A 19,421-nucleotide genomic window follows, 5' to 3' on the forward strand; every position below is an offset into this window, starting at 1 on the left:
CTTGCTCCCTTTTCGAAAGCGGGTGCAAAAGTACAACTTCTTTTTAAACTGACAAAATATTTCAACGAATTTTTTTGAAATATTTTTTAAGTGGTTGAAAATCAGTATACCACTACCCCCCCGAAGTTGATAAAAATCTGATTCCCCCTAGCCCCGAAGGGGGAACTAAATGGGGGGAAAATTGGTAGAAAGTAGCTATTTGGCTAATTAACGTGAGTTCGATGTAACGAAAACTCCCTCGGATTTTCACGGATTTCTCGAATTCTCTTCCTATCTGTATGGTCATGCTGCTGTAATTTGCACGGATTTTTATAAGGCTTTCGCCTTATTTATTTGAAGAAAGCACAGAGTTATGGTTAACTGTTATATCATATTTCTCCAAAAAAATCCATATTTCACCTACTTAGCTTGGGATATTCGTTTGCTTTTGGGAAATTAATTAGCATTTTGGCTCATCGCTCATCGACAAATTAGCTAATGCCCTTTGTTAAATTTTTAATTATAACTAATTGAAAATCATTTACTTAAATATAGTTTTGCTATTTTAATTGTTTCAGGAGTTTGTATTATCCAAAAAATATTGTAATTTTGACCTCAAATTTAAGGCTTAAATTTTTTCATTTATAAAAAGCGTTAGCTTATATTCTACATTTAAGGAAATCTGGTAAATTTCAAAATAGTGGTAGATAAATAAGCGAAAACGCTCACGCTCATAGGCGTGGGCTTTTCTTTTATTTATATCACTATAGCTTTACCAGAGGCTCCTTAAAGTATAGATAAAAGCTAAAAAGTCCTCGCTTTTTCTTTTGTATTAACCTCACTTATAAGGACTTGAAGTGAAAAACAAACATTCAAATCCGATGAAAAATATTTTTAAATGGGCTTTCGTAGCCTTAGCCCTTGTAGGGGTTTCTTGCAGCAAATCCGATGATAACAACGGAGGTGGCGGCAGTGGTAGTGGTAGTGGTTTTAATAGTGGTGATTTTACTGTAGGAAAACATTTCCCAAGAAAGATAACTACAACTGAAGAAAAAGGGAAAAGGGAAAGAACCTTTGAAATTTCAAATGGGAAGATAGTAGATGCACCCTATGAATATGAGGGGAATCTTTTGAAAAGGATAAAATATAATGGTAGAACTTTCCAAGAATTTTTCTATACCAATGGAAAACTCACAAAACGTATTCATGCAGAAGAAGGCACCTTTGAATATCTTTATGACGACAAAGGAAGAATTAGTAAAAAATACCGTACCTTCCCCAGCGGTAATTCAACTACTACAGAATACCATTATATAGATGCCAATACTATCAAAACTATTTATAAGGACAGAAGTAATAGTAGAGATCTTGAAAAAACTTATCATTTTTCCAATGGAAACCTCATTAGAGAAGAAGATAGTCGAGGAACAATTGTGTATGAGTACGATGATAAGAACAATTGGATGTATAACAACAACTTCATCATTACTATTTCTAGTGTCTTAGGTGAGTTTTTTGACTATGATTATAGTAAAAATAATGTGACTAAAATTATAGTAAGAGGTAATAGGAGTGAAGATTATCGCTATGAAGACGCTACCACTACCTTCCAATACGAATATAATTCTGATAATTATCCTACCAAAGTAACTCAAACAAAAGACGGAAGAGTTCAAAAGGTTACTGAATACCAATATTAATCGTTACATATCTATATTAAAAAGAGGAAGTTCTCGAAGGACTTCCTCTTTTGTTAGCTATCCCTATATCTCGGATAATCCAATAAGAAAGTTTGTTAAATCTCATAGCATTATTGTTGAGAAATTGTAATTTTGCGTCAAATATATTTTCTATGGATACTATTACTATAAAATTCGATAAAAAAGAATTCTTCTCAATGATTGACCAAGCTCGTAAAGCACCTACTAAAAAGATGTCCAAAGAAGAAAGGAAAAAATTCTTAGACGTATGGCATTACAATGATAAATAGCAAACTACCTCACTAACCTATTGGTCATTAGTGTTGTAAAAAGCACTATACTAATAGAGCTAATTGGCATCAGAATTGCCGCTACTACGGGTTCTAAGTTCCCTGTTATGGCAAAGAATGTTCCTATACAATTATATAATAGGGAGAGTACAAAACTCATCTTGATTACTTGCATGGTCTTCTTGCTTAGGGCGAGAAAGCGTGGAAGCTGCTCTATCTCAGAGGCCTGAAGAATCGCCTCACAAGCTGGCGAAAAGGTATTGCTGTTTTCTGCCACGGCGCAACCTACTTGGGCTTGCTTGAGAGCGCCTGCATCGTTCAGCCCATCACCGAGCATCATCACCCGCTTGCCTTCTTTCTGCAATTGCTCTATATAATGGAGCTTATCAGTTGGACTTTGGTTAAAGTGTAGTGATACTTTTGCTGAGAGTTGGCTTTGTAAGAAGGCTTTTTCTGCCTCAGTATCCCCTGAAAGCAACGCTAAAGTATAGCCCTTGTCCTCTAACTCATGGAAAACGGTAAATATATGTTCCCTATAAGGGTTCTTAAAGGTATATTTGCCCATTAACTGCCCATTAATACTCACATATACCGCTGTTTCATCTTTGTTTTCCTTACCCGTTACAAACTTTGCCGAGCCTACCTTTATGCTATCCCCTCCCCATGTAGCTTCCATACCTTTGCCTATCAGTTCTTGATAATGGTCAAGAGGGTGTATATCTACCTGCTTGTAGTATTGGTATAGCTGACGAGAAAGAGGATGGTTGGAGTTACGCAATACACTCTTGAGCAAGGAGCATTGTTGGGCGCTCATCATTTGGCCTTCGTAGGTGATTTCTTGGGTATTACTCTGGGTAATAGTACCTGTTTTGTCAAAGATAAGGGTATCTACCTGTGCCATTTGTTCTATAGTCTGGGTATCCTTGAGGTAGAAATGACGTTTGCCTAAGAGTCGAAGCATATTTCCCAAGGCAAAAGGGGCAGAAACCGCCAAGGCACAAGGACAAGCGATGATAAGCACCGCTGTAAAGGCATTGAACGCCTCGGTAGGGGTGCCATAGAAAAGCCAAAAAGCTAAGGTTAGGAAGGCAATGAGCAGCACAAAGAAGGTAAAGTACTGGCTAATCCTATCGGTTAGGGTTTTAATCCCTTCGTTTTTATTCTTTTGGAAGGATTCTTGGCTCCATAGCTGGGTAAGGTAGCTCTGGGAAACGGTTTTGGTAGCTTCTATCTCTATAGCCGCCCCCTTATGTCTGCCCCCTGCAAAGAGTTTGTCCCCGCTGTTCTTCTCCGTCCACTTAGATTCTCCTGTAACAAAACTGTAATCTATCTGGCCTACGCCACGAATAAGCACGGCATCTACAGGTATCAGTTCCTCATTGCGAATCAGTAAGCGGTCACCCTCCTTGATATCATATACTTGGATACTCTCTTCCTGCTCTCCTGTCATACGAGTCACCCCTATCGGAAAATAGCTTTTGTAATCTCGCTCAAAGGAGAGAAAGGAATAGGTGCGTTGCTGAAAGAATTTGCCTATGAGCAACAAAAAGATCAAGGAAGCCAAGCTATCAAAGAAACCCTGTCCCCTACCCGATATGATGTCATAAGTACTACGGACAAACATGGTGAGGATACCCAAGGCCAAGGGAATATCAATGGTCAGAAAACGGTTGCGAATCCCCTTGTAGGCGGAGACAAAATAATCCGTGGCTGCATAGAACATCACAGGTAGGGAGAAAGCAAACATCAGCCAGCGGAAGAAGTCCTTATACCGATTGAACCAAAATTCGTTGTCTTCAAAGAACCCTGGGAAGGACAACAGTCCAATATTCCCAAAGGCAAACCCCGCCACTCCCAACTTGTACAATAGCTGCTTTTGTCCCTTTTTGTCTTTCTTCTGAGAATAATCGTCCAAACTGATATAGGGTGCATAGCCTATTTTGGAGAGAAGTACTACCAACTCTTTCAGGGTGATTTTGTCTTTTAGGTAACTAATTCGTACCGTCTTTTTAGGAAAATCCACTAAGGCATGTATCACACCTTGGTGTAATTTCTGTAAATTCTCTAATACCCAGATACACGAACTACAGTGAATATGTGGGATATAGAGAGAGACAATTTGAGTGTTCCCTTCGTCAAACTCTAGGAGCTTGGCCACAATCTGGGGATTGTCCAAGAAATGGTACTTCTCCCCTGCCTCTTCAGGGCGTGCTCCTGGGGTTTGCTCGTAGGTATAATATTTGTCTAATTTATTGGCTGATAGGATTTCATAGACCGTTTGGCACCCTTGACAACAAAAATATTTGTCGTCAAATACAATGGGGTGCTTAGGATCACAATTATTTCCACAGTGATAACAAGTCATAATTAGTGAATAGTGAATAGTGAATAGTGAATAACGAACAGTGCTATAGTCTGACTACTGACTACTGCTTACTGACCGCTGACCTCTATTGATGAGGGGTAAAAGTAAAAAGGACAATCCTCCAAAAAGGACAATCATCAGGAACTGGGCGATCCATATGACCCAGCCCAAGGCTGTACCTATGGTCTCGGCTACGCCAAAAAGCAATAACACTTTGGCGATAAAGAGTGGGTAAGCACCTAAGCCTCCGTTGGTAAAGACAATAGCAAAACTCCCTATTACAAAAGCGGTAAGTACTTGTATCAGTGAGAGATCCTTAGTTTGCTCCATGGAAAAAAACACTACATAGAACATCAAAAAATACATAAGCCAAATAAATAGGGTATGGGCTATAAACTGCCATTTCTTTTTCAGATGGGCTATAGAGAAAATTCCTTCCTTGATGCCTGAAAGCATTTTACGGATTTTCTGCGCTATGGAAGAGGTAGAGCGGTAAATCCAATAAAGAAAGGCTACAAACACAAGTCCCAAGACCAAGAGTATCACTATGATATAGGAAAAAGTAAAATAGCTTTCTAAAAAGTGCCATACCAGATCAAACTGAAAGACAAAGACAATGGCAATAAATAGTAGCAAGATACACATGTCTATCACTCGTTCGGTAAGGATTGTTCCGAAAGCCTTGTCAAAGGGGACTTTGTCATAGCGATTGATAAGCAAAGCACGAGAGACTTCCCCCGAACGTGGTACGGTAAGATTGAGCAAATACCCGATAAATACAGCCAAAACCAAGTTGTATCGCTTAGGGAAATAGTGCATAGAGGCCAAGGTATATTGCCAACGTATACCTCGTGATACATGACTTAAGAAACCCATCGCTACCGAGAGCCACAGAAAGGAATAATCAGCCCTAAGGAATTGCTCCTTGATCAGCGATAGCTCCTCTGCGCTGAATTGGGCAAAGGCATACCAACACAGAAATAGCCCCAATAGCAAGGGGAGCAACAGTTGTAGGGTTTTCTTTAGGTAGTTTTTGCTTGTCACCATGACATATAAGTTTTGGGCGACAAAGGTAGTGAATTATTTACAAATAGGTAGTTATTTGTGCTAATCGTTGTAGAACTTAAATTCCTCTATAATAAAATCGCCTCATATCTTGCAGTTTTCAAAATTAATGAGTATTTTTGCAAGTTATTAGAATCTATTAAAACAAACTATTATGACAGAAGTAAATCATTATATTTCTCCTATCTCTACAAAAACATTAACCTTATGTAAGGCTTGTTAAAGAAATAGAAGAAGATCAAAAAAACACACCTTAATGAATCATCAATTTAAAGATTATCAAAAATAGGAATAGCTATGGATACACTTACAATAACAGAAGAAGAAATGCTCCTAAGCAAAGATTACTCAATGGAAGAGCCTTCTATAAAGCTTTCGGAGGCCGAATTACAAATTCTCAATGAAAGAATCAAAGAAGCAAAAGATAGTATTCTTAAATCTAATGAAGAAGTAATGAAAGGAGCAAGAGAGCTTATTGAAAAAATAACAATCTAAGAAGAGTTGTTATACTTCGCAATTACTCAATGTATTATCACTTTATTGAAGAAACACAAACTATTGAGATTCTATCTTTTTGGACAACAGAAACAACCCTAAGAAGTTAAATCTCAATAGAATATAACTCAAAACTTTAAAAAATGTACAGAACACATACCTGTGGAGCGCTTAACAGTGCTCACCTGAGTGAACAAGTAACCCTTAGCGGTTGGGTACAACGCATTCGTAACAAAGGGTTTATGATCTGGATAGACCTACGCGACCGCTATGGTATCACCCAGCTAATCTTTGATGAAGAGCGTACCGACAAAGCGGTCTTTGAACAAGCCAAAACCCTCTCCCGTGAAGATGTGATTCAAATTCAAGGTACCGTCATAAGGCGTGAGGCTGTTAATGCCAATATCCCTACGGGGGAAATAGAAATCCTTGTTACAGCACTCACCCTGCTCAACCACTCGGAAGTACCTCCTTTTACCATTGAAGACAATACGGATGGGGGCGAAGATCTCCGTATGAAGTACCGCTACCTCGATATCCGTCGTACGCCTGTACGTGAAAACCTTATCTTCCGCCACAAGGTGGGTATGATGGTGCGCAACTACCTCTCTGCTCAAGGCTTTATAGAGGTGGAAACTCCTGTCCTTATCAAATCTACTCCAGAGGGAGCACGCGACTTTGTGGTGCCCAGCCGCATGAATGCTGGGGAGTTCTACGCCTTGCCACAATCCCCACAAACCTTTAAGCAGCTACTTATGGTAGGGGGACTTGACAAATACTTCCAAATCGTAAAGTGTTTCCGCGACGAAGACCTCCGTGCTGACCGCCAACCTGAATTTACTCAGATAGACTGCGAAATGTCTTTTGTAGAACAAGAAGATATTATCCAGACCTTCGAGGGCTTGGCCAAGCACTTGCTCAAAGAACTCAAAGGATTAGAGTTCGGCGCTTTCCCTCGTATGACCTACGCTGAGGCAATGAAGACGTATGGTAACGACAAACCCGATATCCGCTTTGGAATGAAGTTTGGCGAGCTCAACGACCTTGCGCAGCATCGCGATTTCAAGGTGTTCAACGAGGCAGAATTGGTGGTAGGTATTGCCGTACCAGGGGCTAATAGCTACACCCGCAAGGAAATTGATGCCTTGGTAGAATGGGTAAAACGTCCACAAATAGGGGCTTCAGGTTTGGTATATGTAAAATGCAACGAAGATGGCACTTTCAAATCGTCTGTAGATAAGTTCTACAACGAAGACGACCTCAAAGCATGGGCGGAACGTACAGGTGCCAAAGCTGGTGACCTTATCTGTATCCTCTCAGGCAAGGCCAACAAAGTACGCGGGCAACTCAGCGCCCTACGTATGGAACTGGCCGAGCGTTTGGGCTTGCGCAATCCCGATGTATATGCCCCACTATGGGTAGTGGATTTTCCTTTGCTTGAGTGGAACGAAGAGGAAAACCGCTTCTTTGCGATGCACCATCCCTTCACCTCGCCTAAACCTGAGGATATTCCTTTACTCGACACCGACCCGGGAGCTGTACGTGCCAATGCTTACGACCTTGTACTCAATGGCAATGAAGTAGGTGGTGGGTCTATACGTATCTTTGACCGCGAATTGCAAGCCAAGATGTTTGCCCTACTCGGCTTTACCCCAGAGCAGGCACAAGCACAGTTTGGCTTCTTAATGAATGCCTTCCGCTATGGTGCCCCTCCTCATGGTGGTTTAGCATTTGGCTTTGACCGATTGGTAGCGCTGCTTGGCGGACAAGAAACCATACGCGACTTTATCGCCTTCCCTAAGAACAACAGCGGCCGAGATGTGATGATTGATGCCCCCTCCCCTATCGATGAGGCGCAACTCAAAGAACTAAGCATTCAATTAGCAAATTAGAAATTGAAATTCTTTTAATGACTAAAAAAATCCCAGCCTTATTTGTAGGACATGGCAATCCAATGAATGCTCTTGATGAGCAGAGTCCTTTTAATCAAAAGTTTGCCGAAATCACACAGAGTTTTGCCAACCCCAAAGCCATCTTGTGCATTTCTGCTCATTGGTATAGTAATGGTTTATTCATTATGGGGAATCCTAATCCTCCTATGATTTATGATTTCTATGGATTTCCAAAAGTTCTTAGTGAAGTACAATATCCTGCTATGGGTTCTCCAGAGTTAGTAGCACAAGTGCAAGAATTACTTGCGGATACTGACCTAAAAGTAGATCCTGAACGTGGATTTGACCATGGCGCTTGGGCGGTATTGAAGTTCTTGTACCCCAAGGCAGATATTCCCGTAGTACAACTGAGTTTGGACGCTACCAAGCCTGCTCAATGGCATACCGATTTAGCCAAAAAACTTGCTCCCTTGCGCGAACAAGGAGTATTGATTTTAGCAAGTGGAGATATTGTACATAACTTACGCTTGATGAATTTCCGTTATATCAATGATCTAGATGCTGGTTATGATTGGGCTTTTGCCTTTCGTGATCAAATCAATCAAACAATAACTGATAATAACTTAGAGGCATTAGTACATTTTGAGCAATTCGGAGAAAACGCAAAACTATCAGTCCCGACTCCCGACCATTACTTGCCTTTACTCTATGTAATGGCTTTGCGAGAAGAAGATGATGAAGTACTGATTTTCAATGATTCAATCGTAGGAGGCTCTATCAGTATGACCTCAGTACTCGTGGGAGGAAAGTCTTAGATCATAAGAATTAAACCTATAACAAAGGCTGTCACAAACTAAAATTTGCGACAGCTTTTATTGTTTCTCTCCGTAAAAATCATTACCTTTGTCCTTTATTATAGTAAATCAGAATTAGTTTGCAAATTTTACATCACTACACTTTGCCAAAGTTTCCAGCCTATGCGGCTCACACCTTTGGCAAAGTTGATTGCCTTGAAAAGTAATAGAATTAATATTTAATAGGTTTGAGTAAATAATATCTCAAGCCTATTAAATACCGAGTATATAATAATTTTTTGTATATTATGAATATAAAAGACGAGTTTTCCGAAATGGTAAGAGAAATTACAACTAATAAAGAAAAAACGTTTAATATAACTACACATGATTTATTAGGATATTTCTATTATGAAAAAAGAAGCTCTGGAAATACAGCAAGAATTGATGAGTTTTCAAAAGAAAAAAAACTTAATAACAGAACCAAATTATCAAGAAACATGAATAGATGGAGAAATTACTCTTAAACATAAAGAAACTGCTAAAAGCAAATTAGGGAAAGACCCTATATTGAAAATCAGTATTTTACCTTCTGCTAATAATATTCCTATAACAATAACAAGAGATGCAAAAATTACAGAAGCTATAACATTAATGATGATGAAAAATTTCTCACAACTTCCTGTTATGAGCGGCCAAAAATCTGTAGTAGGTTTTATTAGTTGGGAAACATTAGCTATTGGTATCTCAAATGGAAAAACATCATCAGATGTTAAAGACTATTTAAAAACAGATTTTTTAATTCTACCAAAAGATATTCCTCTCTTTGAAGCTATAAAGATTGTTATAAAAGAAGAAGTTGTTCTTGTTCAAGAAAAAGATAAATCTTTATGTGGAATAGTAACAATTGCTGATATTAGTTCACAATTTTTCTCTCTAACAGAACCTTCTCTATTATTAGAAAGAATAGAAAACTTAATCCGATTATTACTTGATAGTAAGTTCTTAATTGAAGATATAAAAGGAATATGCCAACAAGGAGAAGAAGAACCTAAATTTATTGATGATTTAACTTTTGGTCAATATATAAGATTAATAGAGAATGAGGAGGTATGGAACAAACTTGGTTTAAAAATTAAACGGAAATTATTTATAAAACAATTAGATGAAATTAGAAAAACACGAAATGATGTTATGCATTTTGATACAGATGAAATAACAGATAAACAAAGAAATGACTTGGTAAATATAGCTAATTTGTTAACATCCTTGGTAAAATTAACTTTTAAATAAAATGGAAAATATAGATATAGATATAATTACAAAAATAATTGCATTAGTTTCCACAATAGTGCCTACTATAATAATTTTCATTAAGTTGTTTAAAAATACAATTGATTACTCATACAATGAAAAAAGAAAAAAGTTACTAACATTAAAAGAACTCAATGAGATTATTGATAGGTTTGGAGATAATTTTAGAGATAGTTTTATAAAAGATGATTTGGAAGAATTATATTTTTCTTTAAGAACAGGTATAGAAACAAATGCAGTAAGTATTGAAAAATATGTAGAATTAAAAAATAAATTAGGAAAAAATTTTACTTGGAAGACTATCAAAAATAGTAAAAGTTATCTTGTTTTTAAAGATAATCACATCATAGTAAAAATATCTTATTTAGAGCAAATATTTACATATTTTTTCCTAATTATTGTTTTAATTTCACTTATTATAGCTATAGTAATATTTATATTATTTTATAATTCCTTTGCTAATCTTACAAAAGATATTTGGATAAAATTCATTGGAACTGAATTAGTTACCCTATCTTCTACTATGTATCTTTTCTATTCTATTAGCCCTGCGTTACAAGCAATTTCAATAAAGAAAAGATTAAAAGAATTAGAATCATAAAATCGGAAAGTTGCAATGAGAAAAATACATCATAGGGGTGTTATGTACTCAATTTCTCTCGCGAAAACCACATCGAAGAAATCGTTTTTGATTTCATTGAATTCTCTTTCCAATTTAATGGTTACTACGACGGCTTGGGATGTAATGTTATTACTGAATAATAAAAAGCTGTTGCAAAATTTATTTTGCGACAACCTTTGTTGTTTTTAGTAGCTTTTTAGTTCGCTGACGTAAGAAGGAATAGCTATTTTATACCAATCCCATCCGTAATGATCAATAGCAACAGCAAAGCTAAGAGCCTAAGAGGCGTTTGTGCAAAATACATTTCATCTTTCTTCTTAACAATCCAGTCATACCAATCGGAGTGTTTATCAGTAATTTTTATACTATATTTTCTACTGAGTATCTCCTTAATAGCTAATGCCGAAAAGTTGTCCATAAACTTAACTTCCCAGCACTTATCTACTATTTTTCCTTTTTCTTTCAAATAACTTATTGCCAATAGCGAAAGAGGGTCATTGGCAACAGTAACTTCCTCATTCTTTTTCATATAAATGAGGTAATCTTCATCTTTGTCAAGTAAAAACACTTCATATCCTTTCTGGTAGAGTATCTCTATAGCATTATTGTAGGTATTAGGAGCATCTGTTATGGTCATTTTTAGATATTTAAAAAGTGAAAGTTATCTAATAAGTTCTTTCTTCTATCTTCAGAATAGACAAGAAATTGCAGCTAATAAGGCAAACTATTTCCAAATTGTTTTAATGAAAATCTATCAAATCCAAGAAAATCCGAGGAAGCTTTCGTTATATTGAACTCATATTAAAATAAATCTGATTCTTACTTCTTAGGTTTTAAAATTCCCAAATCTATCGCAAATATACATCTTTTTCTCTAACTCACAAATATTTTGTTTTCTTAAAATAAAGCACTACCTTTGCCTTATAAAAAACTCTTTTCTTATGGGATATTATATGTTTGCTTATGGGGTGAATACGCCTGAGCTTCAGGCTACTTTTGCCTCTAAAAATGAAACCTTACTCGCTGAGGTTCAAAGGAATGAAATCTTCCAAAACTATGCGGAAGAAGATGATGATAATGAGACTACTAAGGCTCTTACCGATATTATCATGGGGCGTCCTTTTGATGAGAAAAAAGGATATACCTATGGGTATGCTTTTATTGGAATTTGTGCCACTTTGGGAAAAGAACTGCCTTTTACTCAAGAAATGAAGTTCTGGTACGAAACAGATCTTATCAACCGAACACTCTCTGAGGATTATGATATAGAGGTAGAGATAGATACCGAGCTATTTCCTGCTGATCATTTTCACCCCTTTCCGCTGCCCAAGATCGAAGACTTTCCTATGATAAGTCTCATTGACCAAGAGCGACTGAAACATTTAGCCTCTCTGCTGGAGAAAGTCCATAAGACAAAGGAAGAAGTAGAAGCTATGATAGAGGACGATGAGGACGACGAAGAAAAGGGATTTGCTTACGAACATATCATGGGGCTAAAGGAAAACATTGCTTTTTGCCTTAACAACCAATTAGATATGATAGCATTCTGTCATTAATCACTAAAATTTCTTGTGCTATGAATTCCATTCTAAAAAATCAACTTGACACTATCAGATCCCTCTGCGAACGCTATAGGGTCAAGACATTATATGTCTTTGGCTCTGTATTGACCCCTAATTTTGATACCCATAGTGATATTGACCTGCTTGTAGATTTTTTAGATCAAGATGCCTTACAATATGCCTCTAATTATTTCCAATTCAAGTTTGAATTAGAGAAATTGTTCAACAGAAAAATTGACTTATTAGAAGAAAGGGCTTTAAAAAATCCTTATTTTATAGAAAATATCAACCAAAAAAAGCAACTCCTCTATGGATAATGATTTTCAACATATTATCACTCTTATACAAGATGCAAAAGCACGTGCTTATGCTAAAGTAAATAGTGAGCTTGTCGCCTTATATTTCAATGTTGGGAATATCGTTTCTGAAAAAATCAGTAGAGGTATTTGGGGAGATAAAACAATAGAAGAACTAGCAGACTTTATTCATTCCCAAATGCCACAACTCTCCGGATTCAATCGAAGAGGCCTATATCGTATGAAGCAATTCTATGAAGTTCATGCTATTAATTCTGATGTTTTTAAGTTATGGGAAGAATTGATTTATAATGATAAAAATATTGATAACCAATCAAGTATAATTGTGTCACCGACGGTGACACAATTAGAAAAGCACCAGTTTTATATGGAGAATCTTCTTTTAAAAATATCTTGGGCCCATCATTTAGAAATATTCTCTTCTATAAGAAAACCTGATGAAATATTGTTTTATCTCCTACAATCAATTACAGAAAAATGGACACGATCAGACCTTAGAAGACAGCTAAAATCAGCTCTATATGAACGTACTTTATTAGCTAAGCAGACCCCAAACCCTACATTACAGAAGATAGATGTTGTACAAAATCTTTTCAAAGACCCTTATATTTTTGAATTTTTAGACCTTCCAAAAGACTATTCGGAGAAAGATTTAGAACAATCTATTATTTTAAACCTACAGAAATTTATTTTGGAGATAGGTAAGGGTTTTACTTATATGGGATCTCAATATCGCTTACAGGTAGGTAATAAGGATTATTATACTGATCTACTTTTTTATCATAGAGATTTGCAATGCTTAGTTCTTTTCGAACTTAAAATACAAGATTTTGAACCTGAATTTTTAGGTAAACTTAATTTTTATCTGGAGGCTTTGGACAGAGATGTAAAAAGACCCCATGAAAATCCCAGTATTGGGATCTTACTTTGTAAAGGGAAGGACAATGATGTGGTAGAATATGCTTTAGCACGAAATATATCCCCTACCATCATTGCCGAATATCAAACCAAATTGATAGACAAAAGACTGCTTATTGATAAGTTAAACCAATTAATATCTTTATTATCCCCAAAAAACTAATTCTAAATTCAATAACCTGTAATTAATTGTTAAAAATTGTGTCGCCGTCGGCGACACAATTTTTAACAATTTCTAAAAACCCTTATAACTATCTGATGAATAACCTCTTTCAAGATTATACCCCTAAGGAATTTGAAGCACAAGCACTAAAAGTATTTGCTTTTCAGTACCAAAACAATGCTGTATATCAGGAGTTTTGCAACTATTTCGGCAAGACTCCTAAGACGGTACATGCTCTTGAGGAGATTCCTTTCTTGCCTATAGAGTTTTTCAAGAGTAAAGAAATCTATGCAGCTACCAATGCTCCTGAGGAAATCTTTACCAGTAGTGGCACCACAGGTAGCCAAACGTCTCGACACTTGGTAAGTTCTCTTGCTCTCTATAGGGAAAGTTTTCGCAAGGGCTTTGCTCACTTCTATGGAGGGATAGAGGAGTATATATTTTTGGCGCTACTCCCCTCCTACTTAGAGCGCAAGGGGTCATCTCTTATCTATATGGCTGAGGACTTGATTCATGGCGCTCAAAAGGAAAGCGGTTTTTACCTCTACAACCAAGAGGAGCTTGCCCAAAAACTAAGACTATGGGACGCTCAGGGACGAAAGGTTTTCCTTATGGGGGTGTCTTTTGCTCTTTTGGACTTGGTAGAGCAATACCAATTCTCATTAAAGAATACGATTGTTATGGAGACAGGAGGCATGAAAGGGCGGCGCAAGGAACTGATTCGTGAGGAGTTACATGGGCTGCTGTGTAGGGGCTTTGGTACTGAAGTGATTCACTCCGAATATGGGATGACGGAGCTACTCTCCCAAGCCTATAGCCAAGGAAATGGCTTGTTCTACCCTATGCCTTGGATGAAAGTCTTGATCCGTGACAGTGAGGATGCGCTCTCTCCCCTTCCCTATGGTCGTATCGGAGGAATTAATGTGATAGACCTTGCCAATTACTACTCTTGTAGCTTTATCGCTACTCAGGATTTAGGTAAGGCCTACCCCGATGGCTCTTTTGAGGTATTGGGGCGCTTTGATGCAGCAGATATTCGTGGTTGTAACCTATTAGTCTTACAAAATTAATCCTATGGAAAAATGGTTTTTCTCCCCAAGTGAAGCGGGTACCGATGAGGCAGGACGTGGCTGCTTGGCAGGCCCTGTTACAGCTGCGGCAGTGATCCTCCCTGAAGATTTCTATCACCCTCTGCTCAATGACTCCAAGCAAATGACTGAGAAACAGCGCAATGAACTACGCCCTATTATAGAAGAGCAGGCAATAAGCTATGCCGTGGTACATGTCTCCCCACAACGAATTGATCAAATCAATATCCTCAATGCCTCCATAGAGGCCATGCAACAGGCCTTAGACAAACTCACTGTAACTCCTGAGTTTATTGTAGTAGATGGTAATCGCTTCAAGCCTTATAAGGAGATTCCTTACTCTTGTCAAGTAAAGGGGGACGCGCGCTTTATGCGTATTGCGGCCGCTTCGGTACTGGCCAAGACCTATCGCGATGCCTATATGGAAGAGTTACACAAGCAATACCCTATGTATCATTGGGATAAAAATAAAGGATACCCAACCGGTGAACACCGAGCGGCTATCCTTGAATATGGATCTTGTGAATATCATAGAAAAACATTTCAACTCATTGATATTCAGTTAAAATTTGATTTTTAATCAGACTGAGCGCTGTACTACCTCAAAGAGCTTGCCTGCATCACACTTGATAGTCTTGGAGGGAAACTTGAGTATCAGGGCATAGTCATGGGTTGCCATAAGGATAGAACGCCCTGAGTCATTGATCTCGCGCATCACTTTCATAATCTCCACACTCGTCTCTGGGTCAAGGTTTCCTGTAGGCTCATCGGCCAGAATTAGGTCTGGGTCATTGAGCAAAGCACGTGCAATGGCTACCCGCTGTTGCTCACCTCCAGAGAGTTCATGTGGGTGCTTGTCTATCTTGGTCTGCATCTTCACCTTGGTTAGTACACTACTGATACGCGCCTCTATCTTATGAGGATCATGCCAACCTGTGGCACGTAGGACAAACTCCAAATTACCAAATACAGTTCTGTCGGGCAATAGCTTAAAGTCCTGAAAGACTACCCCTATTTTTCGTCTTAGATAAGGGATTTCCGATTCCTTAAGGGTAGCTAAATTAAAATCTACGGCCATACCCGTGCCCTTCTTCAAAGGTAAATCCCCATAGAGTATCTTCAGCAAGGAACTCTTTCCGCTGCCTGTTTTGCCTATCAGGTATACAAACTCTCCCCGCTCTATAGTAAGGTTAATATCATGTAAGATAAGATTCTTTCTTTGGAAAACAGAAACATCCTTGAGTTCTACTACGGTTTTTGCCATGGGGTTTTCTTGAGGGTTATACATACATTGCTTCTATCTCACGGAAATAATTCTTATAGATATTCTTTCGCTTGAGCTTGAGGGTTGGGGTGAGTTCATCATTATTGATAGAGAAAGGTGTGGTTAGCAGGGTAAATTTCTTAATCTGCTCATAGGCGGCTAACTCTTGTTGTAAGTGCTGTAGTCTCTTTTGGAAGAACTCGACTATCTGGCTGTTTTTGATCAGCTCTGAATAGTTCTTATACTTGAGGTTGAGAGACTTAGCATATTCGGCTAAGGCCTCATAGTTGGGTACAATCAAGGCGGATACATACTTACGGGCATCGGCTATGACGGCGATTTGCTCTATAAAGCTGTCCTTACCTACCTTACCTTCTATCTGCTGGGGAGCAATGTATTTCCCATTGGAGGTCTTCATCAGCTCCTTGATACGTTCGGTAATATAGAGGTTGCCTTCCTTATCCAAATAACCTGCATCGCCTGTACGCAAGTAGCCATCTTCGGTAAAGGCTTTGGCATTCTCCTCTGGGTTGTTATAATAGCCTTTGGAAATAGAACCTCCCTTGAGCAAAATCTCATTGTCCTGCCCTATCTTTGCTTGTACATAAGGCACCAGAGTACCTACCGACTTGAGCTTAAACTTATGATCGTCCCAGCAAGATACCGTCGCCGTGGTCTCGGTCATACCATACCCCAAGGTAACATTGACCCCTATGGCTCGGAAAAAACGCCCTATAGAAGGTTCCAAGAGGGCGCCGCCGCAAGGAATCATCTGGATATTGCCTCCCAAAGCAGCTTTTAGCTTCTGGAAAACAAGTTTGTCTGCCAGATTATAGAGTTTTTTGAGAATAAAAGAAGGATATTTCCCTTTTTTGGTTCTTCCCAACTGTATTTTAGCAATTCGAGTAGCTGTAGCGAAGACTACACGCTTTACTACCGACTGTTTTTGTACATTCTCGTAGATTTTAGTATATATTTTCTCCAAGAGACGTGGTACCACACACATATAGTGTGGTTTTACCTCTTTGAGAGCCTCAGCCACACGGTTAGTGTCATCTAAGTAACAGTTGATTACCCCCTTATGGAATACATAGGCTACCCACATACGCTCATATACATGGGAGAGCGGTAGGAAGGACATGGAGACATTACCCTCTACCACTGCCAAGCGGTCATCATGGTTGATGAACTGATAAGCCACATTCTCATAGTCTATCATCACGCCCTTGGGATTCCCTGTAGTACCCGATGTATAGATAATGGTATAGAGATCCTGCATACAACGACTGTCAAAACGCTCCTTAAGTTCCCTTTCATAATGCCCCTTTGGCACTAAGGCTACAAACTTTGACAGCGGGAGTACGACATGCTCCTCATCCTTAAGAAGAGATTCGTTGAAGAGTACTACCAATTGTAAGTTGGGACACGCTTGGCGTATCTGCTCTACCTTATCGTATTGTTCTTTTTCACCGACAAAGAGGATTCTAATGCCCGCATTGTTGATGATATAAGCAGCCTGATCGGCTGTATTGGTAGCATAGATAGGTACAGCACAAGCCCTTAGGTGAGCAGCGGCCATATCTACCATAGTCCATTGGGGAGAGTTGGGAGCAAAAATCCCGATATTCTCCTGGACTCCCACTTGGTAATGGAGCAAAGCCTTAGTTATTTTCTGTATTTCTTCGTAGAATACTTTCCAAGAAAGGGAGCGCAATTGCCCATTTTCCCAGTAACGAACGGCCTCTCGTTCTCCGTAATGTGCGGCCTGAGCAGCCATACGAGTTACCAAGTGAAATCTTTCTAAATCCATCATAGTTAGTTTGCGTTTCAATTAGCAAAATTAGTGCTTTTCGCTGATATAAAAAAAATAAAAAGTTAAATGTTAGCGATTAGTGGTTAGTTGTCAGTGATTAGCCCTTTTTATGACTAACCACTAATAACTAACCACTAACCACTATAACTTACTAATTAGTACTTAAGGTACAACCATCCTTTTTCGGTATGGGACTGATCATCGGAGTCTTCATATTCTAAGATGTAGTAGTAAGTTCCTTGTGGGAGCTTGCTATCTGCACTTATGGTCGCACGTCCGTTGGAATGACCGTCAAATGGTGCTTCGTTACTATAACCATCCTTTTCATAGACTAGTACACCCCAACGGTTGAATATCTTGAGATTATTCTTAGGATAGTACTCTATACCGTCTATCTTGAAATAGTCATTGTGTCCATCTCCATCGGCTGATACTCCGTTGTAGATGGTAAGTGGTTTGTCTTTGATCACTTCCACTCTTACCTTAGCTGTCTTACATGCGCCTGGGTGTCCCTTTATACAGAGATCATAGGTAAATTCATACTCTTTTACTGGTGCTCCCTGAGGCACTATCAGGTTACCTTGCTCATCTATATAAGCTCCTGAACCATCATTACCATTTAAGGTAACCGTTACCTTATCCAAGTGATCAAGGACTTTTTCACCAGCATATAGGTCATTCGCTAAGATATTACCCACATTTACAGCTCCCTTGGTAACATTCACTGGTTTAAAGTCAAGGTCATCCCCTGCCACAAGAGCTGGAAGAAGCTTAAGTACACCCTTAGCCGTCTTACATTCATTAGGAGCTGTTTTCTTACAGATCGTATAGCTATAAGTATAGACACCATCAGGAGTATTAGGTGCTATAGTGATGGAACCATCCTCTTGGTTAATCACAATACCTGGCACCTCATTACCATCTTTATCCTTCACTGGGGTTGATCTAAATGTCACATTCTTTCCTGGTTCTGGACGCTTGCCATCTACCTCATCATTAGCAAAGATACCTTTACTTTTATCTATATATTGCTTTGTATCATTGTTATTAGGCAACTCATGTTCGTCATCTCCAGCAGTAAAAGTAACTACCCTTATCGTTACTACAGCAGAAGAATTCTTGGTCTTATCATTCTTATCGCTTATTGTATAGTAGTACTTATGGATACCTGGGGCAATACCTTTTTCAACATCCACACGACCATCAACAAATCTCATTTTTAATTTAGGATCTTCATTATCTGCTCTCGACGTTTTTTCTATGATCACCTCGTTGGTCGTAGGGCCAACTTTACCTGCAAATATATCGTTGTTGAGGATACTTGGTGTAAGACCTCCTAAAGTACCTATTTCGAACTCATCATCTTTGGCCAAGATCGTATTATCTACTACCTCAAAGGTTGCTTTTGCTTCTTCACTACAGTTGGTAGGTACAGCCTTCTCACAGATAGAGTAAGTATAGGTATAAACACCTACTGGAGTACCTTGTTTTACGGTAATGCTTCCGTTATCATTCATAGTGATAGTACCTGCCTGAACAGCTGTACCATCCTGGCGTGTTACCGCTCCCTTATGAAGGATCACATCAGTCTCTGGAGAGAGGATGCCTGGCACACCTTCCAAGGTATCTACACCTGTTGAGAATACCGTATTGGTAGTGGTGTAATCCACTGTATTAGGTACCTTACCAAAGTTATCATCTATCGCTTTAATTGTACGCTTAGCTGATGTTACGGTAATCTTAACCGTAGCTGTATCACAAACACCTAGATGCACCTTAT

The 19,421-nt window shown here is 38.6% G+C and carries 19 protein-coding genes; 13 read left to right on the forward strand and 6 right to left on the reverse strand.

All coding sequences use genetic code 11. The features are described 5' to 3' along the window. Positions 1 to 860: 860 nt before the first annotated feature. Together HMPREF9331_RS12410 and HMPREF9331_RS13155 are read left to right on the forward strand one after the other, a co-directional pair. Positions 861 to 1,679: a hypothetical protein gene (locus HMPREF9331_RS12410; RefSeq protein WP_016421238.1), complete on the forward strand. Its 819-nt coding sequence runs from the start codon at positions 861 to 863 to the stop codon at positions 1,677 to 1,679. 152 nt (positions 1,680 to 1,831) lie between these two features. Then, the gene (locus HMPREF9331_RS13155) at positions 1,832 to 1,969 is read left to right on the forward strand and encodes a hypothetical protein (protein ID WP_016421239.1); all 138 of its coding nucleotides are present in this window, start codon (positions 1,832 to 1,834) and stop codon (positions 1,967 to 1,969) included. Positions 1,970 to 1,973: 4 nt separating this feature from the next. On the opposite strand, the gene HMPREF9331_RS12415 is transcribed toward HMPREF9331_RS13155, so the two are convergent. Further along, on the reverse strand, positions 1,974 to 4,334 hold the full coding sequence (locus HMPREF9331_RS12415) for a heavy metal translocating P-type ATPase (RefSeq protein WP_016421240.1): 2,361 nt from the start codon (positions 4,332 to 4,334) through the stop codon (positions 1,974 to 1,976). 54 nt (positions 4,335 to 4,388) lie between these two features. Beyond that, positions 4,389 to 5,381, reverse strand: a complete 993-nt coding sequence (locus HMPREF9331_RS12420; protein WP_016421241.1) for a lysylphosphatidylglycerol synthase transmembrane domain-containing protein — start codon at positions 5,379 to 5,381, stop codon at positions 4,389 to 4,391. A 315-nt stretch (positions 5,382 to 5,696) separates the two neighbouring features. Here HMPREF9331_RS12420 and HMPREF9331_RS12425 point away from each other — a divergent pair, with 315 nt between their 5' ends. The 6 genes from HMPREF9331_RS12425 to HMPREF9331_RS12450 all read left to right on the forward strand — a co-directional run bounded on the left by HMPREF9331_RS12425 (position 5,697) and on the right by HMPREF9331_RS12450 (position 10,495). Next, positions 5,697 to 5,894 carry a hypothetical protein gene (locus HMPREF9331_RS12425; RefSeq protein WP_016421242.1) on the forward strand — a complete coding sequence of 66 codons (198 nt, stop codon included), beginning with the start codon at positions 5,697 to 5,699 and terminating at the stop codon, positions 5,892 to 5,894. Between the two features lie 143 nt (positions 5,895 to 6,037). Beyond that, positions 6,038 to 7,786 (forward strand): aspartate--tRNA ligase, encoded by a 1,749-nt coding sequence (aspS, locus tag HMPREF9331_RS12430; protein WP_016421243.1) that lies wholly within the window; start codon positions 6,038 to 6,040, stop codon positions 7,784 to 7,786. Between the two features lie 17 nt (positions 7,787 to 7,803). After that, positions 7,804 to 8,601: a 4,5-DOPA-extradiol-dioxygenase gene (gene ygiD, locus HMPREF9331_RS12435; protein WP_016421244.1), complete on the forward strand. Its 798-nt coding sequence runs from the start codon at positions 7,804 to 7,806 to the stop codon at positions 8,599 to 8,601. Positions 8,602 to 8,888: 287 nt separating this feature from the next. Next, positions 8,889 to 9,107 carry a hypothetical protein gene (locus tag HMPREF9331_RS12440; RefSeq protein ID WP_016421245.1) on the forward strand — a complete coding sequence of 73 codons (219 nt, stop codon included), beginning with the start codon at positions 8,889 to 8,891 and terminating at the stop codon, positions 9,105 to 9,107. Between the two features lie 43 nt (positions 9,108 to 9,150). Then, positions 9,151 to 9,873, forward strand: a complete 723-nt coding sequence (locus HMPREF9331_RS12445; protein WP_074698897.1) for a CBS domain-containing anti-phage protein — start codon at positions 9,151 to 9,153, stop codon at positions 9,871 to 9,873. 1 nt (position 9,874) lies between these two features. Then, a complete protein-coding gene (locus tag HMPREF9331_RS12450; RefSeq protein WP_016421247.1) occupies positions 9,875 to 10,495 on the forward strand; it encodes a hypothetical protein in 621 nt (206 codons plus the stop codon). A 244-nt stretch (positions 10,496 to 10,739) separates the two neighbouring features. Here HMPREF9331_RS12450 and HMPREF9331_RS12455 read toward each other — a convergent pair whose 3' ends face one another. Then, positions 10,740 to 11,153 (reverse strand): hypothetical protein, encoded by a 414-nt coding sequence (locus HMPREF9331_RS12455; protein WP_016421248.1) that lies wholly within the window; start codon positions 11,151 to 11,153, stop codon positions 10,740 to 10,742. A gap of 304 nt (positions 11,154 to 11,457) precedes the next feature. On the opposite strand from HMPREF9331_RS12455, the gene HMPREF9331_RS12460 reads away from it, so the two are divergent. The 5 genes from HMPREF9331_RS12460 (at position 11,458) to HMPREF9331_RS12480 (ending at position 15,144) form a co-directional block, all read left to right on the forward strand. After that, the gene (locus tag HMPREF9331_RS12460) at positions 11,458 to 12,072 is read left to right on the forward strand and encodes a DUF7691 family protein (protein WP_016421249.1); all 615 of its coding nucleotides are present in this window, start codon (positions 11,458 to 11,460) and stop codon (positions 12,070 to 12,072) included. A gap of 20 nt (positions 12,073 to 12,092) precedes the next feature. After that, positions 12,093 to 12,395 carry a nucleotidyltransferase family protein gene (locus tag HMPREF9331_RS12465; protein ID WP_016421250.1) on the forward strand — a complete coding sequence of 101 codons (303 nt, stop codon included), beginning with the start codon at positions 12,093 to 12,095 and terminating at the stop codon, positions 12,393 to 12,395. Next, positions 12,388 to 13,476 carry a PDDEXK nuclease domain-containing protein gene (locus HMPREF9331_RS12470; RefSeq protein ID WP_016421251.1) on the forward strand — a complete coding sequence of 363 codons (1,089 nt, stop codon included), beginning with the start codon at positions 12,388 to 12,390 and terminating at the stop codon, positions 13,474 to 13,476. The genes HMPREF9331_RS12465 and HMPREF9331_RS12470 overlap by 8 nt, the downstream gene beginning before the upstream one ends. A 95-nt stretch (positions 13,477 to 13,571) precedes the next feature. Beyond that, positions 13,572 to 14,546, forward strand: a complete 975-nt coding sequence (locus HMPREF9331_RS12475) for a long-chain-fatty-acid--protein ligase (RefSeq protein ID WP_040357617.1) — start codon at positions 13,572 to 13,574, stop codon at positions 14,544 to 14,546. A 4-nt stretch (positions 14,547 to 14,550) separates the two neighbouring features. Next, entirely contained in the window at positions 14,551 to 15,144 is a 594-nt protein-coding gene (locus HMPREF9331_RS12480) for a ribonuclease HII (RefSeq protein WP_009641745.1), read from the forward strand. Here the strand turns inward: HMPREF9331_RS12480 and HMPREF9331_RS12485 are convergent, their stop codons facing one another. The 3 genes from HMPREF9331_RS12485 to HMPREF9331_RS12495 form a co-directional block, all read right to left on the reverse strand. Beyond that, entirely contained in the window at positions 15,145 to 15,828 is a 684-nt protein-coding gene (locus HMPREF9331_RS12485; protein ID WP_172539810.1) for a cell division ATP-binding protein FtsE, read from the reverse strand. It abuts the gene before it with no gap. Positions 15,829 to 15,844: 16 nt separating this feature from the next. After that, positions 15,845 to 17,638 carry an AMP-dependent synthetase/ligase gene (locus HMPREF9331_RS12490; protein ID WP_016421253.1) on the reverse strand — a complete coding sequence of 598 codons (1,794 nt, stop codon included), beginning with the start codon at positions 17,636 to 17,638 and terminating at the stop codon, positions 15,845 to 15,847. 158 nt (positions 17,639 to 17,796) lie between these two features. Further along, a partial coding sequence (locus tag HMPREF9331_RS12495) for a T9SS type B sorting domain-containing protein (protein WP_016421254.1) occupies positions 17,797 to 19,421 on the reverse strand: 1,625 nt, incomplete at its 5' end.

Origin of the sequence: Capnocytophaga granulosa ATCC 51502 (assembly GCF_000411115.1) — a bacterium.
GTDB lineage: Bacteria > Bacteroidota > Bacteroidia > Flavobacteriales > Flavobacteriaceae > Capnocytophaga > Capnocytophaga granulosa.

Coding starts and splice junctions, on each gene's coding strand:
- HMPREF9331_RS12410 (WP_016421238.1), top strand. CDS start 861: ATGAAAAATATTTTTAAATGGGCTTTCGTAGCCTTAGCCCTTGTAGGG.
- HMPREF9331_RS13155 (WP_016421239.1), top strand. CDS start 1,832: ATGGATACTATTACTATAAAATTCGATAAAAAAGAATTCTTCTCAATG.
- HMPREF9331_RS12415 (WP_016421240.1), bottom strand. CDS start 4,334: ATGACTTGTTATCACTGTGGAAATAATTGTGATCCTAAGCACCCCATT.
- HMPREF9331_RS12420 (WP_016421241.1), bottom strand. CDS start 5,381: ATGGTGACAAGCAAAAACTACCTAAAGAAAACCCTACAACTGTTGCTC.
- HMPREF9331_RS12425 (WP_016421242.1), top strand. CDS start 5,697: ATGGATACACTTACAATAACAGAAGAAGAAATGCTCCTAAGCAAAGAT.
- aspS (WP_016421243.1), top strand. CDS start 6,038: ATGTACAGAACACATACCTGTGGAGCGCTTAACAGTGCTCACCTGAGT.
- ygiD (WP_016421244.1), top strand. CDS start 7,804: ATGACTAAAAAAATCCCAGCCTTATTTGTAGGACATGGCAATCCAATG.
- HMPREF9331_RS12440 (WP_016421245.1), top strand. CDS start 8,889: ATGAATATAAAAGACGAGTTTTCCGAAATGGTAAGAGAAATTACAACT.
- HMPREF9331_RS12450 (WP_016421247.1), top strand. CDS start 9,875: ATGGAAAATATAGATATAGATATAATTACAAAAATAATTGCATTAGTT.
- HMPREF9331_RS12455 (WP_016421248.1), bottom strand. CDS start 11,153: ATGACCATAACAGATGCTCCTAATACCTACAATAATGCTATAGAGATA.
- HMPREF9331_RS12460 (WP_016421249.1), top strand. CDS start 11,458: ATGGGATATTATATGTTTGCTTATGGGGTGAATACGCCTGAGCTTCAG.
- HMPREF9331_RS12465 (WP_016421250.1), top strand. CDS start 12,093: ATGAATTCCATTCTAAAAAATCAACTTGACACTATCAGATCCCTCTGC.
- HMPREF9331_RS12470 (WP_016421251.1), top strand. CDS start 12,388: ATGGATAATGATTTTCAACATATTATCACTCTTATACAAGATGCAAAA.
- HMPREF9331_RS12475 (WP_040357617.1), top strand. CDS start 13,572: ATGAATAACCTCTTTCAAGATTATACCCCTAAGGAATTTGAAGCACAA.
- HMPREF9331_RS12480 (WP_009641745.1), top strand. CDS start 14,551: ATGGAAAAATGGTTTTTCTCCCCAAGTGAAGCGGGTACCGATGAGGCA.
- HMPREF9331_RS12485 (WP_172539810.1), bottom strand. CDS start 15,828: ATGGCAAAAACCGTAGTAGAACTCAAGGATGTTTCTGTTTTCCAAAGA.
- HMPREF9331_RS12490 (WP_016421253.1), bottom strand. CDS start 17,638: ATGGATTTAGAAAGATTTCACTTGGTAACTCGTATGGCTGCTCAGGCC.